This is a genomic window from Gordonia sp. NPDC057258, from assembly GCF_042668985.1.
GTDB lineage: Bacteria > Actinomycetota > Actinomycetes > Mycobacteriales > Mycobacteriaceae > Gordonia > Gordonia hongkongensis.
Genome location: NZ_JBHUXZ010000035.1, coordinates 21,426 through 40,906 on the forward strand (window position 1 = coordinate 21,426; position 19,481 = coordinate 40,906).

The window sequence follows — 19,481 nt, forward strand, 5'->3', positions numbered from 1 at the left end:
CGGTGTGGTGGGTCAGGAACGAACGAGGCGAGCGATGGCCGCCGAGGCTTCAGCGATCTTCTCCTGCGCCTCGTCCCCGCCGGCGTGGGCGGCATCGAGCACACAGTGGGTGAGATGGTCGTCGAGCAAACCCAGCGCGACCCCCTCCAGCGCCTTGGTCAGCGCCGAAATCTGGGTCAGGATGTCGATGCAGTACTGCTCCTCGTCGACCATCCGATAGATACCTCGGGATTGCCCCTCGATGCGCTTGAGGCGGGCCAGGTATTTGCCCTTGTCGCTGATGTAACCGTGGGAAGAGTGTTCCGAGGCAGAGGATTCTTCCGGGGTGGAGGATTGTCCCGGTGCGGACGCAGCGGTCATGGACTCACCTTCTCAGTGGATCGCGGTCGGTTGTGCTGCAGTGCACGCACTGTACTCGCGCCTGGGTGCAGGTCGAGTCGGCGTAACAGTTGCGCGTTGAGTGCGACCACGACCGTCGAGGCTGACATCAGGATCGCTCCGACCGACATCGGCAGGACGAACCCGATGGGCGCGAGAATTCCGGCGGCCAGCGGTACCGAGATCAGGTTGTATCCCGCTGCCCACCACAGGTTCTGCTTCATTTTTCGGTAGCTGGCGTCCGACAGCTCGATGACCGACAGCACCGAGCGGGGGTCGTCGCTGGCGAGGATGACCCCCGCCGAGGCGATCGCGACGTCGGTGCCGGCCCCGATCGCGATGCCCACATCGGCTTGGGCCAGGGCGGGGGCGTCGTTGACGCCGTCGCCCACCATCGCCACCTTGCGTCCTTCGTGCTGCAGTTCGGCCACCTTGCTGGCTTTGTCTTCCGGGCGTACACCGGCGAACACCCGGTCGATACCGAGGTCGTGAGCGACGGTGTGCGCCACTGCTTCGGCGTCGCCGGTGATCATCACGACCTCGACCCCGCGGGCGTGCAGCGCCTCGACGGCTTGGCGGGATTCCCCACGCACCTCGTCAGCGAGTTTGACAGCTCCGATCAGCTCAGTGTCGCGGGTGACGTGCAAGATGATTGCGCCGTCGGCGCGCCAGCGATCAGCGATGGCCAGTTCCTGATGGCCCTGTTCCTCGAGCATGCGGGGCCCGCCCACCCGCACCGTGGCACCCTCGACGCGAGCGGTCACACCAACCGCCGGTGACGAGGTGAAGTCGGTGGCCGCGGGAACCGGCTGGGCGCGGTCTCCGGCAGCTGCGACAATTGCTCGCGCCAGCGGGTGCTCGCTGTCGGCTTCGGCGCTAGCTGCCAGGGTGAGCACGGTGTCCTCATCGACACCGTCGGCGCCCGCGATCTCGATGACGGTGGGCTCACCCTTGGTCAGGGTTCCGGTCTTGTCGAACAGCACCGCATCCACAGTGCGCATGGCCTCAAGTGCCAACCGGTCTTTGACCAGCACGCCGCCGCGGGCGGCGCGTTCTGTGGCAATGGCCACCACCAGAGGGATAGCCAAACCGAGTGCGTGAGGGCACGCGATGACCAGCACGGTGATGGTACGAATCACCGCCTGGTCGGGTTGACCGATGACCGTCCACACGATGGCGGTGATGATCGCTGAGCCGAGCGCGAACCAGAACAGCAGCGCTGCGGCGGAATCGGCCAACCGCTGGGCGCGGGAGGTGGAGTTCTGCGCGTCTGCCACCAGGCGCTGAATCCCGGCCAGCGCCGTGTCGTCGCCGGTGGCGGTGATCTGGACCCGCAGCCCCGAGTCGGTGGCCACCGTGCCGGCCACCACCTGATCGCCGATGCCGCGGCGCACCGTGCGCGATTCTCCGGTGACCATGGATTCATCGAGCTCGGCCGAGCCGTCCACGACGCGACCGTCGGCCGGGACGCTGGCCCCGGGGCGCACGATCACCACATCTCCGACCTGCAGCTCACTGGGAGCAACGGTGGTGATGTGGTCGCCCTCGACGCGTTCGGCCTCATCGGGCAGCAGCGCGGCCAGCGAGTCCAGGGCCGAAGTTGTCTGGGCCAACGACCGCATCTCGATCCAATGCCCCAACAGCATGATCACGATGAGCAGGGCCAGTTCCCACCAGAAGTCCAGTTCATGGTGCAACACACCGATGCTCGCACCCCAGGACGCCACGAAGGCCACCGTGATCGCCAAGGCGATCAACAGCATCATTCCCGGTGCGCGCGACCGCAGTTCTGCAGAGGCGCCTACCAGGAACGGCCGCCCACCCCAGCAGTACATCACCGTACCCAGCACCGGTGAGACCCACTGCAGCACTTGACCATCGGGTAGGTCGTAGCCGATGAGCATCGCGAACATGGGTGAAAAGGCCACGACCGGCACAGCCAGGGCACCCATGATCCAGAACAGCCGGCGGAACTGCCCGACGTGATCACCATGCCCCCCATGCCCAGCGTGATCATGGTCTGCGCGGGCGCGCTCAGCATGGTGATCGTGGTGGTTGTGTGACGCTGCGGCGAGTTGGCCGTGGTGGCGTTCATCGGCGGCGTCGTGACCGACGTGCTCAGGGGAAGAGTGCTCGTTCATGCCGCTACCTTATACCCCTGGGGGGTATATGTCGAGGGGTTGGTGGGTGGAACTGTGGACGATGAGTGGGGCGGGCTGGTGAAGGCGCGCAGCCGCAGGCTGTTGCTGACGACGAACACGCTGGACAACGCCATGGCGGCCCCAGCCAGCATGGGGTTGAGCAGTCCCAGCGCGGCCAGCGGTATCGCGGCGACGTTGTAGGCGAATGCCCAGAACAGGTTCATTTTGATCGTTTTCAGAGTGCTGCGTGCCAAGGCGATCGCGTCGGCGGCAGCGTTGAGGTCGCCGCGGACCAGGGTGATGTCAGCGGCATGCATGGCGGCGTCGGTGCCGGTGCCCATCGCCAGCCCGAGATCGGCGTGGGCCAGGGCAGCGGCGTCGTTGACGCCGTCGCCGATCATGGCCACAACCTTGCCGTCGGATTGCAGGTCGGTGATGACGGCGGCTTTGTCGGCCGGCAAGACGTTAGCGATGACGGTGTCGATACCGACCTCAGCGGCGACGGTGTCGGCGACGGTCTGGTTGTCGCCGGTCAGCAGGATGGGCGTCATACCCAGTGCGGTGAGCCGGGCGATGGCGTGTGCGCTGGTGGGTTTGATCGCATCGGCGACCGCCAGGACCGCATGGGCGCGGCCGTCCCAGGCGACGAGTACGGCGGTCTGTCCGGCTTCCTCAGCGGCGGCCTGTGCCTCGTTGAGGTGGGGGTCATCCACGGCGATGTCGTGTTCGGCCAGCAGCGTCGGACGCCCGACGGTGACAACTCGTCCCTGGACCGTGCCGCGCACGCCTCGACCTTCGAAGTTGCGGAAGTCGTCGACCTCGTCGAGCTGTCCGACTTCGGCGGCTGCACCAGCAGCGATGGCGGCCGCGACGGGGTGCTCGGAGGCGTTTTCCACCGCTCCAGCGAGGGCGAGCACGTCGGCGCGAGTGGTGGTGGGGGAGGTGGTGACCTGGACGAGTGTCATCTGTCCCGTGGTGACCGTGCCGGTTTTGTCGAGGACAACGGTGTCGATGGTTCGGGTGGATTCGAGGACTTCGGGGCCTTTGATCACGATGCCGAGTTGGGCTCCGCGGCCGGTACCGACCAGAAGTGCGGTCGGGGTGGCCAGTCCCAGAGCGCAGGGGCAGGCGATGATCAGCACAGCGACCGCGGCGGTGAACGCCGCTTGCAGGGGATAGCCGGCGCCGATCCACGCGCCGAGGACTGCGATGGCGACGGTGATGACCACCGGCACGAAGACGCTTGAGATCCGGTCGGCCAGTCGCTGGGCGTGGGCTTTGCCGGTCTGGGCGCGTTCGACCATCGCGGCCATTTGCGCGAGTTGGGTGTCTGCCCCCACGCGGGTCGCCCGCACCCGTAGGTGTCCGCCGGCGTTGACTGTCCCGCCGGTCACGGTGTCGGCGGGGGCAACCTGGACTGGCATCGACTCGCCGGTGACCATGCTGGCGTCAACTGCCGAGGTGCCGGACACCACCACACCGTCGCTGGCGATCTTCTCGCCGGGCCGCACATTGAACTCGTCGTCGACGGCGAGCTCGCCGATCGGTATCCGATGCTGGTGGCCGTCCCTGACCACCGTGACGTCTTTGGCGCCCAGCTCCAACAAGGCCCGCAACGCCGCACCGGCTTGCCGTTTGGACCGCTTCTCGAAGTATCGGCCGGCCAGGACGAACATCGTGACCCCCGCGGCGACCTCGAGGTAGATGTTGCCTGCACCGTCAGAGGCGCCGACCGTCAGGGTGAATCCGTGGGTCATGCCTGGTTGTCCGGCGGTGCCGAAGAACAACGCATACAACGACCACAACAGCGCCGCGGTGGTGCCGACCGAGATCAGGGTGTCCATGGTGGCCGCGCCGTGGCGCAGGTTGAGCAACGCGGCGCGATGAAACGGCCAGGCCGCCCACACGATCACCGGCGCGGCCAACGTCAACGACGCCCACTGCCAGTAGGTGAACTGCAACGTCGGGACCATTGCCAGCGCGATCACCGGTACCGAGAGAACCACCGCACCGATCAGTCGGTGACGCAAGGCCACGAGCTCCCCGTCGTCGTCCGAAGGGTCGTCGTCGGGGTCGGCGCCTGTGGGAATGGCGGGCAGCGCAGCGCGGTACCCGGCCTGTTCGATGGTCTCGATCAGCAGGTGGGGGTCGACACCGGCGCGTGCGCTGACGTGAGCTTTTTCGGTGGCGTAGTTCACCGAGGCGCTCACTCCGTCGAGTTTGTTCAGTGTGCGTTCGATGCGTGCCGCGCACGAGGCACACGTCATGCCCGACACGGCGAGTTCGACATCGACGGTGCCTGTCTGCTCGGCGGTGGCCGCAGGTGGGTGGATCGGAGCTGAGGTGGTCATGGGGAAGTTCCTCGAAGGGTGAGCGCCTCGGCGCAGTGCCTCGGTGCAGTGGCCCCGGGGTGGCGCTGGTCAGCGAGTTAGTGTCCGGCGTGCGGATCGGCCGAGGGGGCCGTGGAGTTGGTTGTCGGGGCCGGGGCGCCGGTGGGGGCGTCGAGAACGAAGGTGGCGGTGTGCACAGCGCCGTCGACCTGGAAGTCGAGGTAGAGCAGATAGCGGCCCGGGGTGGGGGCGGTGGTGGCGAAGCGGACCTGTGGTCCCGCGAGTTGACCGGCGGTCGGTGCCACGCCCTCAGGGTGAACATGCAGGTAGGCCAGGTCGCCTTGACGCAGGGCCACCAAGTGACCGAAAGCGCCCAGATACGGCTGCAGGGTGGTAACCGGTTGTCCTGCTCGGCGCACGGTGACGGTCAGTTCGGACTCGGCGCCCGCGCGCAGATGACCGGCCAGCTCGATGTCGAACCCGTCGACGGATGACTGTCGTGATTCGGCGGTGGGTGGGGCCGGCTGGTAGTCACCGCTGACTTCGACGGTGCTGGTGAGGGTGAGGGGTTGGCCGGTGGCGGCGGGCACGAAGTCGGCGTAGATCCGGTAGCTGCCTCCCGTCGCCCACTGCCAGGGCAGCGTCCAGCGCCCTTCGGGCGAGAGGGTGGGGTGCACGTGTCGGAAGTGGGTGCCATCCGCGCGGACGACGATCAGGTGCAGCTGCTTGTCGTGCTCGGTGGCGAAGTCGGTGACCGCGGTCCCGGCGGCATCGAGGATCTCAAAGCTCAATGGAGCCTGCACCCCGGACGCATGGGGTGCCACCACATTCCCCAGGATGAAGCCGGCTGCTGCCATCGAAACTCCGCGAACCTGATCGGCCCCCGGAGACGAGGCGGATGTTCGCGACTGTGGTGCAGCATTGTGATCGGCATGGGCGGACTCAGCCGGGGAGGTCGACGCCCTGTCGGGAGCGACACCAGCGGCGATGGCGTACGCCGCAGCGAAAACTATCAGCAGGGCCGCGGCGAAGACGCCGAGCTTGGTTGGAACATTCATCGTTGGATTCCTGTCATCGGTGGTGGCGACACCCACGCCGCCCGGGAGAGGCTGAAGTCGCCAGTGGGGCAGACACTTCAGCCCCTCGTCGGCTACTGCGCCAGGTGGTAGCCGGCCTCTTCGATCGCGCCGCGGATCGCGTCGGCCTCGATCGGGGCCGAGCTAGAGATGGTGACTCGCCCGCTGGCCACGTCGACGTCGACGTCAGTTACGCCGGCCAGTGCGCCGACTTCTTCACGCACCGACGCCGCGCAGTGCCCACACGTCATTCCGGAGACGATCACTGTCGATGTGCTCATGAGATGTGCCCTTTCGGTACAGCAGTGGTGCCAACGACCCTCAGGGGGTCTGTCGCTGTGGCGTCTCGCCACACCACCGTTATACCTTACCCCCCTAGGGTAATCAATGGGTTGTGGTGGGCTGAGCTTCGGTGGGGGCGGCGACACTGAGCCATCCGCGGCGGTGCAACAGCAACAGGGCAGACGCCGCCGCCATGCCGGTGAGGACTAGAGCGATCCACACCAGTTCGGGCATGTCGCGGGTGGTGGCCGCGCTGAACAGCCACCCGGTCGCGGCGTTGCCGAGCAGAATCCCGATCCCGACGATGGTGTTGTAGAGCCCGTAGTGGGTGGCGACAAGCGTGCCGCGGGCCAGTCCCACCACCGTGTCCATTTCGAATGGGAACACTGCTGCGGTGGCGGCGGCGAGCAGAGCTGCGGTGAGTAGCAGGGCGGCGATGTTGAGGGCGATGTTGCGCTGATGCGTTGCGGTGCTGGCGACTAGGGGCAGGAAAGCTGCAGCCATCAGCGTCATTCCCACGCTCAGGCTGCCGGTGCTGCCCCAGCGGTTGCCGAACCATGTGGTGATGCGTAGCTGGCCGGCGATGGCCACCAGACCGGTCACCACGAACATTGCGGTGACAACACTGGTGGCGAGGGTGGGGTTGTCTGCTATGCGGTCGGCATGTAGGGGCAGGGCGAGGTAGACCTGGAAGGACAGCACGTAAGAGCTGGCCATCGCCGCAGCGAAGAGCAGGAATCGCCGGTTACGGACGACGCTGCGCCAGTCCTGAATGATTGAGGTGCTGCTCGGGGCCGGTGCTGTTGCGGGTAGCGCTTTGATCTGCACGAGGGTCAGGACCGCGAAAACTGCTGCCGCACAGAGAGAGGTGAGCCGGAAGTCCAGGGCGGTCAGGGCTAGTCCGACCAGCGGCCCGAGCAGGATCCCGGCCTGGTAGAAGACGTTGAACACGGCGAATGCTTCGATGCGCCGCTCACCGGCGTCGGCGGCCAGGTAGGCCCGTACGGCGGGGTTGAACAGCGCCCCGGCGAATCCCGTTGCCGCCGAGGCGATCAGGATCGCCGGCAGCGAACTGACCAGGGCCAGTAGGACGAATCCGATGACCCTCATCAGGCATCCGGCGATGATGAGCGGTTTGTAACCCCAGCGGTCAGCGAGTGTTCCCCCGATCAGGAACATGCCCTGTTGGGAGAAGTTGCGTATCCCCAGGACCAGGCCCACTGCCCATGCGGCCAGGGCCAGCGGGCCGGCGAGGTAGGCGGCGAGGTAGGGCATGAGCATGTAGAAGCCGAGATTGATGGTGAACTGATTGACCATCAGCACTTGGCTGGGGCGATCGAAGCTGCGGAAACTGCGGTAGATGCGTCGCATAGATCAGCTCGTGGGCTCGGCGTGCGGCACGCAAGTGGGGTCGATGATGGTAGGGCACCGCGTCCAGCTGCTCGCGACCTGAGTGAGCGGATCGCTGATGGTGCGGGGTTCAGTGGGCGGCGCCGGGGCGCCGATCAGGTCGTGAGCGCGGCAGTACTCATCGTTGTAAATGGTTCCGTAGTAGCGAGCGGGGCCATCGGGGAACACCGCCGCGATGCGCGTATCGGCCGAACGAGTACGCGCCAGCCAGCCCGAGACCAGGGCCACCGCGCCCACGCTCCAGCCGCCGGTGGCGTAATGCGTGGCGGCCAGGGTGCGACATGCCCAGACTGCCTCGGCCGGCGCCACCCAGTGCACCTCACTGAACTGGTCATAGGCAACGTTACGGGGGTAGATACTCGAGCCGAGTCCCCGCATAATCCGTGACTGTGCCGGCTGGCCGAAAATCGTCGAGCCAATGGTGTCTACGCCCACAACCTCCAGCTCAGGGTTGAACTGCCGCAGAGTATGAGCCACACCGGCTGAGTGCCCACCGGTGCCCACCGAGCACACCAGCACATCGATATGTCGCAGCTGCGCGATCAACTCCACACCCAACGAGCTGTAACCGGTCACGTTGTCGGGATTGGAATACTGGTCGGGACACCACCCAGCCTCGTCACGCTCGAGCAAGGTGCGCACGCGGTCGCGGCGGGCTTGTTGCCAACCCCCGCCCGGATGGGGATCGCTGACGACATCGACCTGGGCGCCGTAGGCGGCGAGCATCTGCCGCAAGATCGGTTCCAGTCCCGGATCGGTCACCAAGGTCACCGGATGCCCGAACACGATGCCCGCTAATGCCAGGCCTAATCCCAGTGTCCCACTAGTTGATTCGATGATCCGCGCCCCCGGGGCCAGCTCTTCACGGGCGCGGGCGCGTTCCACCATGTGCAGCGCAGGCCGGTCTTTCATACCCCCGGGGTTGAAGCCTTCCAGCTTGGCCCAGAAGCCGCGCCCGTGCTCGGCGAAGGGTTCCTCGATGCGCAACACCGGGGTGCCGCCCACCAGCTGACGACTCAGCCCAGCACGGGGCGACGCGGCTTCGGCGGGGAAGGTAGTGGCGAATGGATCACTGGTGGTGAGGCTGTAAGAGACAGTCACACGGGCATCCTCTGCGTTGTTGAACAGGACGCCGCCGGGCAGAAATCAGATCATCAGTGTGAGAGGGAACTGTGTCGTAACGTTCCACCCGGCGACACCGCCACCTTGCCCACCGAACCTCAAGGCTGATCGGCAGCGTGGATCAAGATCTGCTCAAGAACGCCCACGAGGTTGGATGATCGTGTAGACCACCGCCACCATAGGAGCGTGCCCCAAGATCGCAACGTCGTCGACGACCTCCATATGCCGGTGGTCCGACCACCGCACGGTCTGCACGCCCTGGTGATCGAAGATGAGCCCGACATTGCCGAAGTCGTTGCTGACTACCTGCAGCGCAGCGGATTCACGGTCACCGTTGCGCCCGACGGCCAGGAGGGAGTCGCCGCCGCACGCACGGCGAGTCCGGCAGTAGTCATCCTCGACCTGGGCTTGCCGTCACTCGATGGCGTCGAGGTCTGTCGACAGTTACGCACCTTCACCAACGCCTACATCGTGATGGTCACGGCCCGCGCGGACGAAGTCGACACAGTCGTTGGCCTGTCGGTGGGGGCCGATGACTACCTCACGAAACCATTTCGCCCTCGTGAGCTGATGGCGCGCATCGACGCCATGCTGCGCCGACCACGGCCGACCCCAACCGGCGAGTCGCACCCGCGGACGATAGGGGAGCTCACCCTCGACCCTCAGGGTCGTGAAGTCCAGGTGCAGAGCACACCCGTGGAGCTGACTCGGACTGAGTTCGACGTTCTCGAAGCGCTCACGCGGCGGCCCGGTGTTGTGTTCAGTCGAGAGCAACTGCTCACCGAAATCTGGGGACCCGACTGGGTCGGCGATGCCCACGTCGTCGAAGTCCATGTCGCCAGTCTGCGCCGCAAACTCGGTGACAGCGCCGTAGCCGGCCGATTCATCCGCACCGTTCGCGGAGTGGGCTACCGGATGGGTGACGGCCAACCTCGAGGAGCCAGCGATGAACGATGAACGTCGACGGTTACGTATCCCCGGCAGCTTCGGCTCCCGGCTCATGCTCGCTCAAGCTATCGTCATCGCCGGCGGCGGCATCAGCGTCGCGATCGTGGCACTATTCGTGGCTCCACACACCTTCCACGACCACCTCGGCCAAGCTCGCCTCGAGCCAGGGTCAGTTCAGGCCGACCATGTCGAAGCCGCGTTCACTTCCTCGATCGTCGTCTCAATGTCTGCCGCATTGATCACCTCGACGATCCTGGCCACGGCCGTCAGCTGGTTCCTGGCTCGCCGCGTACAACAGTCAGTCGCCAGTGTCGCCCGCTCAGCCGTGGCTATTGGCGCCGGCAACTACCGCACGCGCGTACCCGATCGCCAGCTCGGCACCGAGTTCACCCAGCTCAGCCGAGCTATCAACCAACTTGCACAACGGCTGGATTCACAAGACGACATCCGTAAGCGGATGCTGTCAGACCTTGCCCACGAACTGCGCACCCCACTGACCACCATCGGCGCGATCACCGACGCCATCGAAGACGGAATCCGGGCTCCCGACTCACAGACCTTTGACGTCGTGCGCACCGCCACCACCCGCCTGCAGCGTCTCGCCGAGGACATCGCGACCGTATCCAGCACCGACGAGCATCAGATGCCCCTCCACCCGGCGACGATCACTGTCAACGAACTGCTCATCGCGACCTACGAAGAAGCCGCCGACCTGTTCACCGACGCCGAAGTCACGCTGGGCATCGTCACCACCGCCGCGCGCGTACACATCCATGTCGACGCCGAACGAATGAGCCAAGTACTGCTCAATCTGCTCACCAACGCGCTGCGACACAGCTCCCCGGGCCAGCGAGTCGTAGTGAAAGCCGACACCGCCCCGGCACACGCGGTGCGCATCAGCGTCGTCGACTGCGGTGACGGCATTCCCCCTCAACACCTTCCACACATCTTCGACCGCTTCTACCGCACCGACTCCTCACGCACCAGAGACGCCGGCGGCAGCGGAATCGGCCTCACCATCGCCCGCTCTATCGTCGAAGACCATGGGGGCACCTTGCTCGCCGAAAGCCTGGGAGCCGGACACGGAGCCACCTTCACCATCACGTTGCCGACCACCACCCGACGTCACATCCACCGCAGCACCCCTGGAACCGAATTCTCCGTGGCCTTCAAACACCGCACGCGTCGCGGCGCTGCCGATGCGCTCCAACGGGACCAAGCTACTAACTGAGGTAGTCCGTCGTAAGATTGACCCGCATCTAGAGATGGTGGGTGAAAATGACTGGGCTGGGTTCACTGGAACGCGCAGTGATGGACGTGCTGTGGTCAGCCGGTGCGGCGATGTCGGTGCACGACCTAGTCGAGGAACTCCACGACCGCGAACCGGCCTACACCACAGTGCTCACCGTCGTCACCAACCTGCACAAAAAAGGGTTCGTCGGTCGAGAAAAAGTCAGCCGCGCCTACCGGTACTTCCCCATGCAGACCCGTGAAGAGGCCACCTCACGCACCTTGCGTCAGGTCCTCGACGCCAGCGGGGACTCCGCGGCAGTACTGATGCACTTCGCCCAGACCGTGACACCCGCCGAGCGTGAAGTGCTCAGCGAATACCTCACCCTTAAACCTCGCCACACCCGCGGCGGCGGCACCAAAGCCTAAGCCATAGAAACCCTCCGACAAGGGAAACTCCGGCGAGGCCCAGGCCCGACTACTCAACCGGTCGCGCGCCCCTTGACTGCTGGGAGTAGACGCGCCACCAGCGCACCGGCCACACCCGCAGCGAAGGCCGCAGCACTCAGAGCCGACACCCAGTCGTGCACATCCACAGCGGTCAGCACCCGCAGCTCAACCGGATCACCGCGCCCGACTCCTGAGCGGGGGTCGGATGGCACGAGATCCGACGTTCGGAGCAGCATCACCAGCCAGAACGCGGCCACCGCCTCAAACATCACCACAGCAAGACCCACCGCACGGGAGATCGTACGGGCAGGACCGCGCGGGCCGAACCGACCCGCACGCCGCACCTCGACACCGTCAGTCATGCCCAACCATCTCCTCAGCACACCCGCATCACACCCCACTTCTACTAACCACCTTCGTATTCTGTGGCCATCGGGCGTGGGCGCCGGGAACGAGGGTCTCGAAGCAATCTGAATCGCCCCGGGTTTGCTGGGGGCTCGTTTACTTGGTTCCAGCGACTGCCGGGACCGGGTTCTCACGGTAGCTGGTGACTGTGTGGGTCGACCAGTAGGTGGTCTCGTACTCGACGGGTGGGACGTGCCCGATCTCGCCGTGCAGGCGGCGGTGGTTGAACCAGTCGATGTACTCGGCGACGGCGATCTCGACCTCGCCGACACCGCCCCAGCCACCGCGAGGGCGCATGACTGGGTTACGGATACACTCGGCCTTGAACAACGAGTTGAACGCCTCGGCCATCGCATTGTCGTACGAATCACCCTTGGAGCCAACAGAAGTCACTGCGTCTGCTTCGGCGAGACGTTCGGTGTAGCGGATGGCTCGATACTGCACTCCGCGGTCGGAGTGGTGAATCAGCCCGGCCACGCCCTGGCCGGCACGCGACCGCGCCCACAACCCCATATCCAAGGCGTCGAGCGCGAGGTCGGTGTGCATGGTGGTCGAGACCTGCCAGCCCACGACCATCCTTGAGAAGACGTCGAGGATGAACGCGGCATACACCCACCCCGAGTGTGTGCGGATGTAGGTCAGGTCCGCCACCCACAGCGCGTTGGGCGCCGCCGCGGTGAACTGCCGTTCGACACGATCGGCCGGCTGCGGAGTTTCGGCCCCCTCGCTGTGCGTGGTCTTCCGCGTCTTGGATCTCGTTATCCCCTGCAGCCCATCAGCTTTCATCAACCGCTCGACGGTGCACCGGGCCACGCCGATACCCTTTCTGCGTAGTTCGGCGTGGACTTTGCGGGCACCGTAGACGCCGAGATTGTCGGCATGCACGGTGCGGATCTCACCGAGGATCTCGCGGTCACGGACCACCCGTGGCGCCTCGACTCGTCGAGAGCTCAGATGGGCTCGGACTGTGGACGGAGCGATCTGGGCGGCCGTGTCGCGCAGGGCCGCGCAGATCGGATCGACTCCGTGTTCGTCGCGGAAAGCGGCGACGAACTCCACGATCAACGCTGTGGGCGGTCGATCTCCGCCGCAAAGAAAGCTGATGCCTGCTTCAAGATGGTGTTCGCCCGCCGCAACTCCCGGTTCTCCCGTTCCAGCTGCGCGATCCGCTCAGCCTCGCTGGTCGTGGTCCCCGGGCGGTCCCCGCCATCGATCTCGGCCTGCTTGACCCAGGTGCGAAGCGCCTCCGGGTGCACACCGAGTTGATCGGCGATCCGTTTGAGCGCCCCTGGTCGCGTGGCTGGGTCCTTGCGGGCCTCCACCGCCATCCGCGTCGCCCGCTCCTTCAGCTCAACGCTGTACTTCCGTGGTGCTGCCATGCTCTCCATCCTTCACAGATTCGAGAGCCTCCGACAAACCCGGGGCGTTTCAGGCGATTGATGACCCTCGATCTCGTGGACCTTTCCCCACCCTCGCGGGCAAAGCTCACAGATCCAGTTCTCGGACGCGCGCCGCTGGCTTGTCACGTCGACCAACCAAGCGACGCAAACCGACATTCTGCGGCAACTGAGGATTGAGGCTGATCCGAATGGTCCCACTTGAGCAGAGCCGCGCAACCACACGCCTGCAGGGGCTACTGCTCGCCCTTGAACTCGATCGGCACCGGCTGTTAATACGCGCTCGGCTCGACACCCGGGCGCGACGACCGCGCGACGCAGCCGGTGACCACGCAGACCTAGCAGAGGTCGTCGAGTTGTTGACCGCACTCGTCACAACATATCGTCTGAATGAGCTGTACCCCTTCGACGCCGTCCGCGAAGCGCGCAACACCTCCCACCGCGCAAAATACCTACTCGCCGCCATCGGCCCGAAGTCGAGCGGGCGGCCGAAATTATCCAGGGGCGAGGAGCTGTGTCCCCCCGGAAATTAGTAGTGCGGGCGGCTGAAAGACTCGCTCTCACGGCGGAGAGATCCAGCTTGGCACTACACGTCTCTGGCGGGCCCAACCATCACCGCGCCATCCACAATCTCGACATCGCGCTCAATCGTCTACAGATTTTGCGGACTCATCGAGACCTGGCGCCTGGATCATACTCGGTCTGCACACTCGGCGAGAGACGTGAACGGCAGGCGTGGTGACCGCCGCGCCCGCTGGTGTCAGGATTCGTCACCTAACGACGGATGGTACCGATGAATAAGAATGAGATACCGGCATCGCCGACGCCGCACATCCAGCGTTGTGCAGGACCGCAAGGCCAGGGACAAATCAGCACCGGATCAGGTCTCGAGGGGAGAAGTCGAGCCCACGGTCGCGCATATTCGATTTGTAGTGACTGCGGCACTCCCGACCGGAAGGAACCCCAACGATGGCCGCGAAGTTCGAACTGTTCACCGACGAGGCCCGGCAAGAACCGTTTCCATCTGAAGCAGCCAACGGCGAAATCATCGCCGCCAGCCACGCATATGAGTCGAAGGCCTCAGCGCGAACCGGGATCGAGTCGGTCAAACACAACGCCGGCGACGCCACAGTCGACGACCAGACCACCTAGGCACCACACAGTCGCGCACTACTCATGTCGACCGCAGTCCAAGGACTGAACCTGCCCATTCGACCACGGACCAGACTCACTCACCGGCATCGAGTGGATCGAACGACTCAATCGCATACATGCCCATTTCCATCCGAAAGAAGGACTCGCTCTACACCCTGTCGACGCTCGCACTTGACCCCCACGATCTGACCGCGGCGCTCTGACACTCTCCACCCGTTCCGACAGAACTCGAGGCGCAGCCACCGTTGCAGACGTCGCCTACGACAATGGGTTTGCTCATGTGGCACGGTTCGCGGCCGCCTACAAAGCCGCCTACGGTGAAGCCCCTATCTTATGTCAAGTAAGCCCCTGCATATTGCATCAGATGCAACACGTGGCCTGAGATCCGTCATTTGGATGTCAGTTGGCGACCTGGGGATTCGTCACTCGTGTCAGTAGCGCTCGTCACCGGAGTCATCTACCCGTGCGTATCTCGAGCGCGCACCGCCACCCTGACTCTCGATCTGTAGATCAGCGGATGCCTTCGGCCGCCAGGCCCTCGCGCTGCTGGGTGGCGTCGATGCTGAATGCGCCGCCGTGGATCAGCTCACCGAGGCCACTACCGAGGCATTCCAGCAGTACCCCGACTACGCGGTGATCACCAGTTTTCCTGGCCTGGCTGACCTCTCCGGCGCTCGGGTGCTCGGCGAGATCGGCGACGACCGCGAGCGGTTCACCGACGCCCGTTCGCTGAAGGACCTACGCCGGTTCTGTGCTGATCACGCGGGCCTCCGGGCGCAGCATCTCGATTACCCGCCGCGTGGTGAAGAACAACCGACTCAACGCTGCAGGATTCCTTTGGGCGTTCGCCGCGATGGCGAAAGCCGGCGCACCCCAAGACCATTAACGCCGAGGACGCGACCGCGGCGATCGGCACGCCGCTGCGCTTCGGCACCTCTTCGACCGCTTGCTCGGGCAGCTCCACTACTGCTTGCAAACCGGTCAGCACTACGACCCGATCAAGGCGTTCGGGCCCGCTCAGGACGCGTCCTTCGAGATCGCGGCTTGACCTCTTGGTGTGATCGGAGGTCTTCTTCGGCGCGTTCAAGACCGATATCGACGCCGAACTCGCCCAGCTCGGCCCGACCGGGTACCGGCCCTTGTGGGTGCGCGACACCCTGTTCTGAGTCAGCAGCACGGCGCCTCGCCGGCCGGGTCGATGAGCGCCTCGGCCAGTGGGCGTGCGAGCTGGGTGTAGGCGTCGGCGACCGGTAGCACGGTCATCCCAGGATGCTCGGATCGCCACTGCTCGGCGGCGTCGGGAGTGGCCAGGAACATCTGCGGATTGCAGCAGGTGGCGCGGACCTGCCCGCCCCGGATCCCGGCGGGGTCGACGAAGGCCACCATCGCGGCGGCCGGTTGCAGGTCGGTGACTCCCGTGACTGGATCGACGGTCAATCGCACGGCGCTGACGGTAACCGGGCACTCGGATTCGACGTGTGCGCTCGCCCCGATCACGGCGGGGAAGACGAGCGTGTCGGGCGCACACCAGGTGTAGAGCTGATGGCCTGCGACGGTGAATCGGTGCGGGGTCGGATTCAGGGTCAATCCCCACCCGAGGACCCGGCCCTGCTCGTCGTATTCGATGTCGGCGCCGATCGGTGTCTCTTCGAGATCTCCGGCGTCGACACCGGCTGCGGCCGCCAACTCCGTGACGGTGACCGGCGCTCCGTGGGCCAGCAGCCGCAGCGCGGCCCGCAGCAGCGCCCGGTCACGGTCGGCTGGTGCGATCGTGGCGAAAACGTCGGCGGGAATGGAGTCGGTGCTCATGAGAGTCAGCCTTTCCGAGAATGCGTCGGGTGCGATGTCGATGACGGTAGGGTCTGCCCCCGGGGGCAGAGTCAAGCCCGCGTCGGGCATCGGCACGGACCTCGGTCCAGCACACATCGTCGGCGGCCCACCGCGCACGGTGGATGCTGGTGAAGTCGTCGATGCGGTCGAGGATCTGCTGGGCGTCGCTGATCCGGCGGTGCAGCCGCTGTCGCGACCGCTCCAGTAGCTCGGCCAGACGCGCGCCGACCGCTCCGTCTCCACTATCGACGGCGTCATCGGTGAGCTGGCAGATCTCGGCGATGGTGAGCCCAAGCCCGCGCAGCTCGCCGATGAACCGCACACACCACAGTGCGTCATCGGTGTACAGGCGGTAGCCGGCCGCGCTGCGCCCCAGGGTGTGGATGAGCCCGAGGTCGGTGTATTCACGCAACGCCTTCACCCTCACCCCGGTCCGCGCCGACAACACGCCGATCGTCATGTGCCCGTTCATCTCGGCCTTTCCTGGAGGAGATCGTCAGCCTGCGCAGCAGGACAGTTTCGTCACGTCGGTGGTGAAGGTCTGGGCGGTCAGTTTCAACGCTTCGGCCATGGTCAGATACGGCGCCCAGCTGTGGGCGAGCCGGTCGACGGTCATACCCGCGGTCATCGCGTATCCGGCGGCGGTGATCAGGTCTCCGGCACCCTCGGCCAGCGCGTGCACGCCCAAGATCCGGCCGGTATCGGCGTCGGCGACGATCTTGGCCAGGCCACGGGTATCGCGATTGACCAGCGCCCGCGCCACACTCGACAACGCCAGCGTCCGGCACCGGCACCGGTATCCGGCCGTCACCGCCTCGGCCTCGGTGAGCCCCACGGCGGCGATGGCGGGGCTGGTGAACGTCAGCCGCGGCACTGTGGCGTAGTCCAGGACCCGATCCGCGTCGGCGAACGCGTTGTCGGCCACCAGCGTTCCCTGCGCGGCGGCCACATACACGAACTGCGGGCCCCCGGCCACGTCCCCGGCCGCCCAGATCCGGGCATTGCCGGTGCGCTGACGGTCATCGACGATCACCGCGCCGCGCCCGTCGACACCGACCCCGACCGCCTCCAGGCCCAGCCCCGCGGTGTTCGGGCGGCGACCGGTCGCGACCAACACGTGTTCGGCCCGCAGCTCGCTGACCCCGGCCCGAGTGCGCACGCTCACCAGCTTGTGGCCGCCACCGGCCAGGACCTTCTCGACGGTGGCCGCGGTCAACACGGCGATATGCTCATCGGCGAAGACAGCCTCGATCGCGGCCGAGATTTCCGGTTCCTCGCCCGGCGCCAGCCGCCCCAGGGCCTCGATCACCGTCACCCGGGCGCCGAGGCGGGCGAACAACTGGGCTTGTTCGAGCCCGACAGTGTTGCCGCCGATCACGATCAGCGACTCCGGGAGCCGCTTCAGGTCCATGGCGGTGGTCGAGGTCAGATACCCGGCCTCGACCAGACCGTCGATCGGCGGGATCCACGGCGTCGCACCGGTCGCGATCAGGTAATGGCCAGCCTCGATCACCCGGGTCCCGCCGTCGTTCGCTCCGACCCGCAACCCCGGCGCCGCACTCGTGCCGTCGAACACTGCCGTGCCGGAGACGATCTCCCACCCGTACTCGCCCGCCAGCTCGATGTACTTGTTTGCCCGCAGCTGCGCGACCAGCGCGTCCTTACCGGCGATCAGGCCCGGAAAATCCAGCGGCACCGCAGCGGCACCCAGGCCGGGAAACCGGTCGGCGGCGGCTGCGGCGTGGCGGGCCTCCGCGGCGGCCAGCAACGTCTTCGACGGCACACACCCGACGTTCACGCAGGTGCCACCGACGGTGTCGCGCTCGATCATCACCACGGACCTGCCGTGGCCGACCGCGGCGATAGCGGCGGCGAACGCCGCCGAACCGGACCCGACGATCGCCAGATCCGGACGGGATTGTGTCGTGGCCACGCCTGCCTCCTGAGGGGTTGAGCAACCGCGTCGCCAGCCAACGGCTGCTATTCGCATTGACGAATACCTACAGGGCTCATACTATGCGCTTAAGCGAATAGTTCAAGTGGTGTGGAGGTGCCCCATGTCCCGGTCCACGACCGCCGTGCCCGGCGACGAGCTGGCGTGCACACATCTGGATACGACGGCGAAGTTCTTTCGCGCCCTGTCGGATCCGACCCGGTTGAAGCTGCTGGAATACATCCTCGCCGGCGAACGCACCTCGGCCGACTGCGTCGCGCACGCCGGCATCTCCCAGCCGCGGGTGTCGGTGCACCTGTCGTGTCTGGCCGATTGCGGATACATCGTCGCGCGCCGCGACGGCAAGAAGCTGCGGTACACGGTCGGAGACCCGCGCGTGGCCGAACTGGTGCTGCTCGCCCGGTTGCTCGCGGCCGACAACGCCGCCGCCCTGACGTGCTGCACCCGCATCGACCAGGTACCGGACGGTGACCGGACATGAACGCCCTCGACAGCCCTCACGTCTCGGCAGCCGCTCACCGTCGGCGGGTTCACCGCGGCTGGGACTGGGTGTCAAGCTCGCCGAGGTCGATGCCGAGCTCGCCGAACTCACCGCGGTCCGGCGACACCCTGGCCGCCGCGCTGGCGGCCGGACGCGAAGACCTGCTCGAGCGCAGCGAATCCCCCTGCTGCCCTGTCCCATCGACACCGAACCCAGCGCCAGGCAGCGGTGGCTCGGCGAGCTGCGGGGGAGGCCGTTGTGGCTGCTGCGACCTAGACACGCCGCTGGCGGGCTTGCATCGGGACCGCGGCACTGCTGCCTGGGCTGTTGCGCGGTGGTGCCCCGCTGCTGATCGCGGCCGTAGCACTGAGCAGCGGCACGCTGCTGGTGAGCCTGTCATGGCTCCAACCGCTCGGATTCGCCCATCGGACTCGGGCTCCTCGGACTGATCTGGTCCCGCCAATGACTCGCGCCCGCGGCTGCGATGAGGGCTGCGCAGCCACACCTTCCGGCGACGCGGGCACTCCGGCCCGCACCACCGCCGCGACCTGGCTCAGGCCGTCACCGAGTTTGGCGCCTGCGAGGCCACCACGGTGATCAGCACCGTAGCCATCAACGGCGCCATCGCCGGTGCTCACCGCGCGCCGAGACCCGCTGCCCGGTCCCGGCGCGCGGTACACCTGGGGTGAGCCACGCCAGCGTCAGTGGGATGACGATCAACACGAGGAACGCTTCCAGGAACGGTCCGGCCTCCACGAACTCGGCCAGATCCGACGTAGAGCCGCAGCTGGTGGCAGGGACACCGCTCCGCCGCGCCAGCTGGGTAATACGCATCATCACCACCCCGCGACCCTGAACCTTCGACTCGACTCGAAGGTCAGACCGGCCGTGA

The 19,481-nt window shown here is 66.2% G+C and carries 17 protein-coding genes, 1 pseudogene and 1 other annotated feature; of the genes and pseudogenes, 5 read left to right on the forward strand and 13 right to left on the reverse strand.

All coding sequences use genetic code 11. The features are described 5' to 3' along the window. Positions 1–12 precede the first annotated feature (12 nt). The 7 genes from ACFUEJ_RS19780 to ACFUEJ_RS19810 form a co-directional block, all read right to left on the reverse strand. Positions 13–360, reverse strand: a complete 348-nt coding sequence (locus ACFUEJ_RS19780) for a metal-sensitive transcriptional regulator (protein WP_005195356.1) — start codon at positions 358–360, stop codon at positions 13–15. Continuing rightward, a complete protein-coding gene (locus tag ACFUEJ_RS19785; protein WP_388031343.1) occupies positions 357–2,519 on the reverse strand; it encodes a heavy metal translocating P-type ATPase in 2,163 nt (720 codons plus the stop codon). The genes ACFUEJ_RS19780 and ACFUEJ_RS19785 overlap by 4 nt, the downstream gene beginning before the upstream one ends. Further along, positions 2,516–4,870: a cation-translocating P-type ATPase gene (locus ACFUEJ_RS19790; protein ID WP_226513387.1), complete on the reverse strand. Its 2,355-nt coding sequence runs from the start codon at positions 4,868–4,870 to the stop codon at positions 2,516–2,518. The genes ACFUEJ_RS19785 and ACFUEJ_RS19790 overlap by 4 nt, the downstream gene beginning before the upstream one ends. A gap of 77 nt (positions 4,871–4,947) precedes the next feature. Then, positions 4,948–5,907, reverse strand: coding sequence for a hypothetical protein (locus tag ACFUEJ_RS19795; RefSeq protein WP_388031346.1), 960 nt, complete (start codon positions 5,905–5,907; stop codon positions 4,948–4,950). A gap of 92 nt (positions 5,908–5,999) precedes the next feature. Continuing rightward, positions 6,000–6,206 (reverse strand): heavy-metal-associated domain-containing protein, encoded by a 207-nt coding sequence (locus ACFUEJ_RS19800; protein WP_005195294.1) that lies wholly within the window; start codon positions 6,204–6,206, stop codon positions 6,000–6,002. A gap of 103 nt (positions 6,207–6,309) precedes the next feature. Further along, entirely contained in the window at positions 6,310–7,578 is a 1,269-nt protein-coding gene (locus tag ACFUEJ_RS19805; protein ID WP_055477279.1) for an MFS transporter, read from the reverse strand. A gap of 3 nt (positions 7,579–7,581) precedes the next feature. Beyond that, positions 7,582–8,718, reverse strand: a complete 1,137-nt coding sequence (locus tag ACFUEJ_RS19810; RefSeq protein ID WP_165630007.1) for a PLP-dependent cysteine synthase family protein — start codon at positions 8,716–8,718, stop codon at positions 7,582–7,584. 243 nt (positions 8,719–8,961) lie between these two features. Here ACFUEJ_RS19810 and ACFUEJ_RS19815 point away from each other — a divergent pair, with 243 nt between their 5' ends. Genes ACFUEJ_RS19815 through ACFUEJ_RS19825 form a run of 3 tightly spaced genes read left to right on the forward strand, consistent with a single transcriptional unit; the run spans position 8,962 to position 11,346 of the window. Next, a complete protein-coding gene (locus ACFUEJ_RS19815) occupies positions 8,962–9,696 on the forward strand; it encodes a response regulator transcription factor (protein ID WP_055477338.1) in 735 nt (244 codons plus the stop codon). Beyond that, positions 9,686–10,918, forward strand: coding sequence for a cell wall metabolism sensor histidine kinase WalK (locus tag ACFUEJ_RS19820; protein WP_055477340.1), 1,233 nt, complete (start codon positions 9,686–9,688; stop codon positions 10,916–10,918). Before ACFUEJ_RS19815 ends, ACFUEJ_RS19820 begins: the two co-directional genes overlap by 11 nt. 47 nt (positions 10,919–10,965) lie before the next feature. After that, entirely contained in the window at positions 10,966–11,346 is a 381-nt protein-coding gene (locus ACFUEJ_RS19825; protein WP_005180013.1) for a BlaI/MecI/CopY family transcriptional regulator, read from the forward strand. Positions 11,347–11,399: 53 nt separating this feature from the next. Here ACFUEJ_RS19825 and ACFUEJ_RS19830 read toward each other — a convergent pair whose 3' ends face one another. Both ACFUEJ_RS19830 and ACFUEJ_RS19835 read right to left on the reverse strand, forming a co-directional pair. After that, entirely contained in the window at positions 11,400–11,729 is a 330-nt protein-coding gene (locus ACFUEJ_RS19830; protein ID WP_005180014.1) for a hypothetical protein, read from the reverse strand. A gap of 139 nt (positions 11,730–11,868) precedes the next feature. Then, positions 11,869–13,151: pseudogene (locus ACFUEJ_RS19835) on the reverse strand (IS3 family transposase). Beyond that, positions 12,745–12,873, reverse strand: a sequence feature (AL1L pseudoknot). It overlaps the preceding pseudogene by 129 nt. Before the next feature lie 987 nt (positions 13,152–14,138). Between ACFUEJ_RS19835 and ACFUEJ_RS19840 the strand changes: the two are divergent. Beyond that, the gene (locus ACFUEJ_RS19840) at positions 14,139–14,321 is read left to right on the forward strand and encodes a DUF1508 domain-containing protein (protein ID WP_055476917.1); all 183 of its coding nucleotides are present in this window, start codon (positions 14,139–14,141) and stop codon (positions 14,319–14,321) included. A gap of 1,170 nt (positions 14,322–15,491) precedes the next feature. Here ACFUEJ_RS19840 and merB read toward each other — a convergent pair. Genes merB through merA form a run of 3 tightly spaced genes read right to left on the reverse strand, consistent with a single transcriptional unit; the run spans position 15,492 to position 18,087 of the window. Then, on the reverse strand, positions 15,492–16,133 hold the full coding sequence (merB, locus tag ACFUEJ_RS19845) for an organomercurial lyase MerB (protein ID WP_005179592.1): 642 nt from the start codon (positions 16,131–16,133) through the stop codon (positions 15,492–15,494). Next, positions 16,075–16,626 carry a MerR family transcriptional regulator gene (locus ACFUEJ_RS19850; RefSeq protein ID WP_005179589.1) on the reverse strand — a complete coding sequence of 184 codons (552 nt, stop codon included), beginning with the start codon at positions 16,624–16,626 and terminating at the stop codon, positions 16,075–16,077. The genes merB and ACFUEJ_RS19850 overlap by 59 nt, the downstream gene beginning before the upstream one ends. Before the next feature lie 24 nt (positions 16,627–16,650). Further along, positions 16,651–18,087: a mercury(II) reductase gene (gene merA, locus ACFUEJ_RS19855; protein WP_055476916.1), complete on the reverse strand. Its 1,437-nt coding sequence runs from the start codon at positions 18,085–18,087 to the stop codon at positions 16,651–16,653. Positions 18,088–18,211: 124 nt separating this feature from the next. Here merA and ACFUEJ_RS19860 point away from each other — a divergent pair, with 124 nt between their 5' ends. After that, positions 18,212–18,589 (forward strand): helix-turn-helix transcriptional regulator, encoded by a 378-nt coding sequence (locus tag ACFUEJ_RS19860; RefSeq protein ID WP_005179587.1) that lies wholly within the window; start codon positions 18,212–18,214, stop codon positions 18,587–18,589. 612 nt (positions 18,590–19,201) lie between these two features. Here ACFUEJ_RS19860 and ACFUEJ_RS19865 read toward each other — a convergent pair. Next, positions 19,202–19,423 carry a hypothetical protein gene (locus ACFUEJ_RS19865; RefSeq protein ID WP_005179582.1) on the reverse strand — a complete coding sequence of 74 codons (222 nt, stop codon included), beginning with the start codon at positions 19,421–19,423 and terminating at the stop codon, positions 19,202–19,204. Positions 19,424–19,481: the final 58 nt, after the last annotated feature.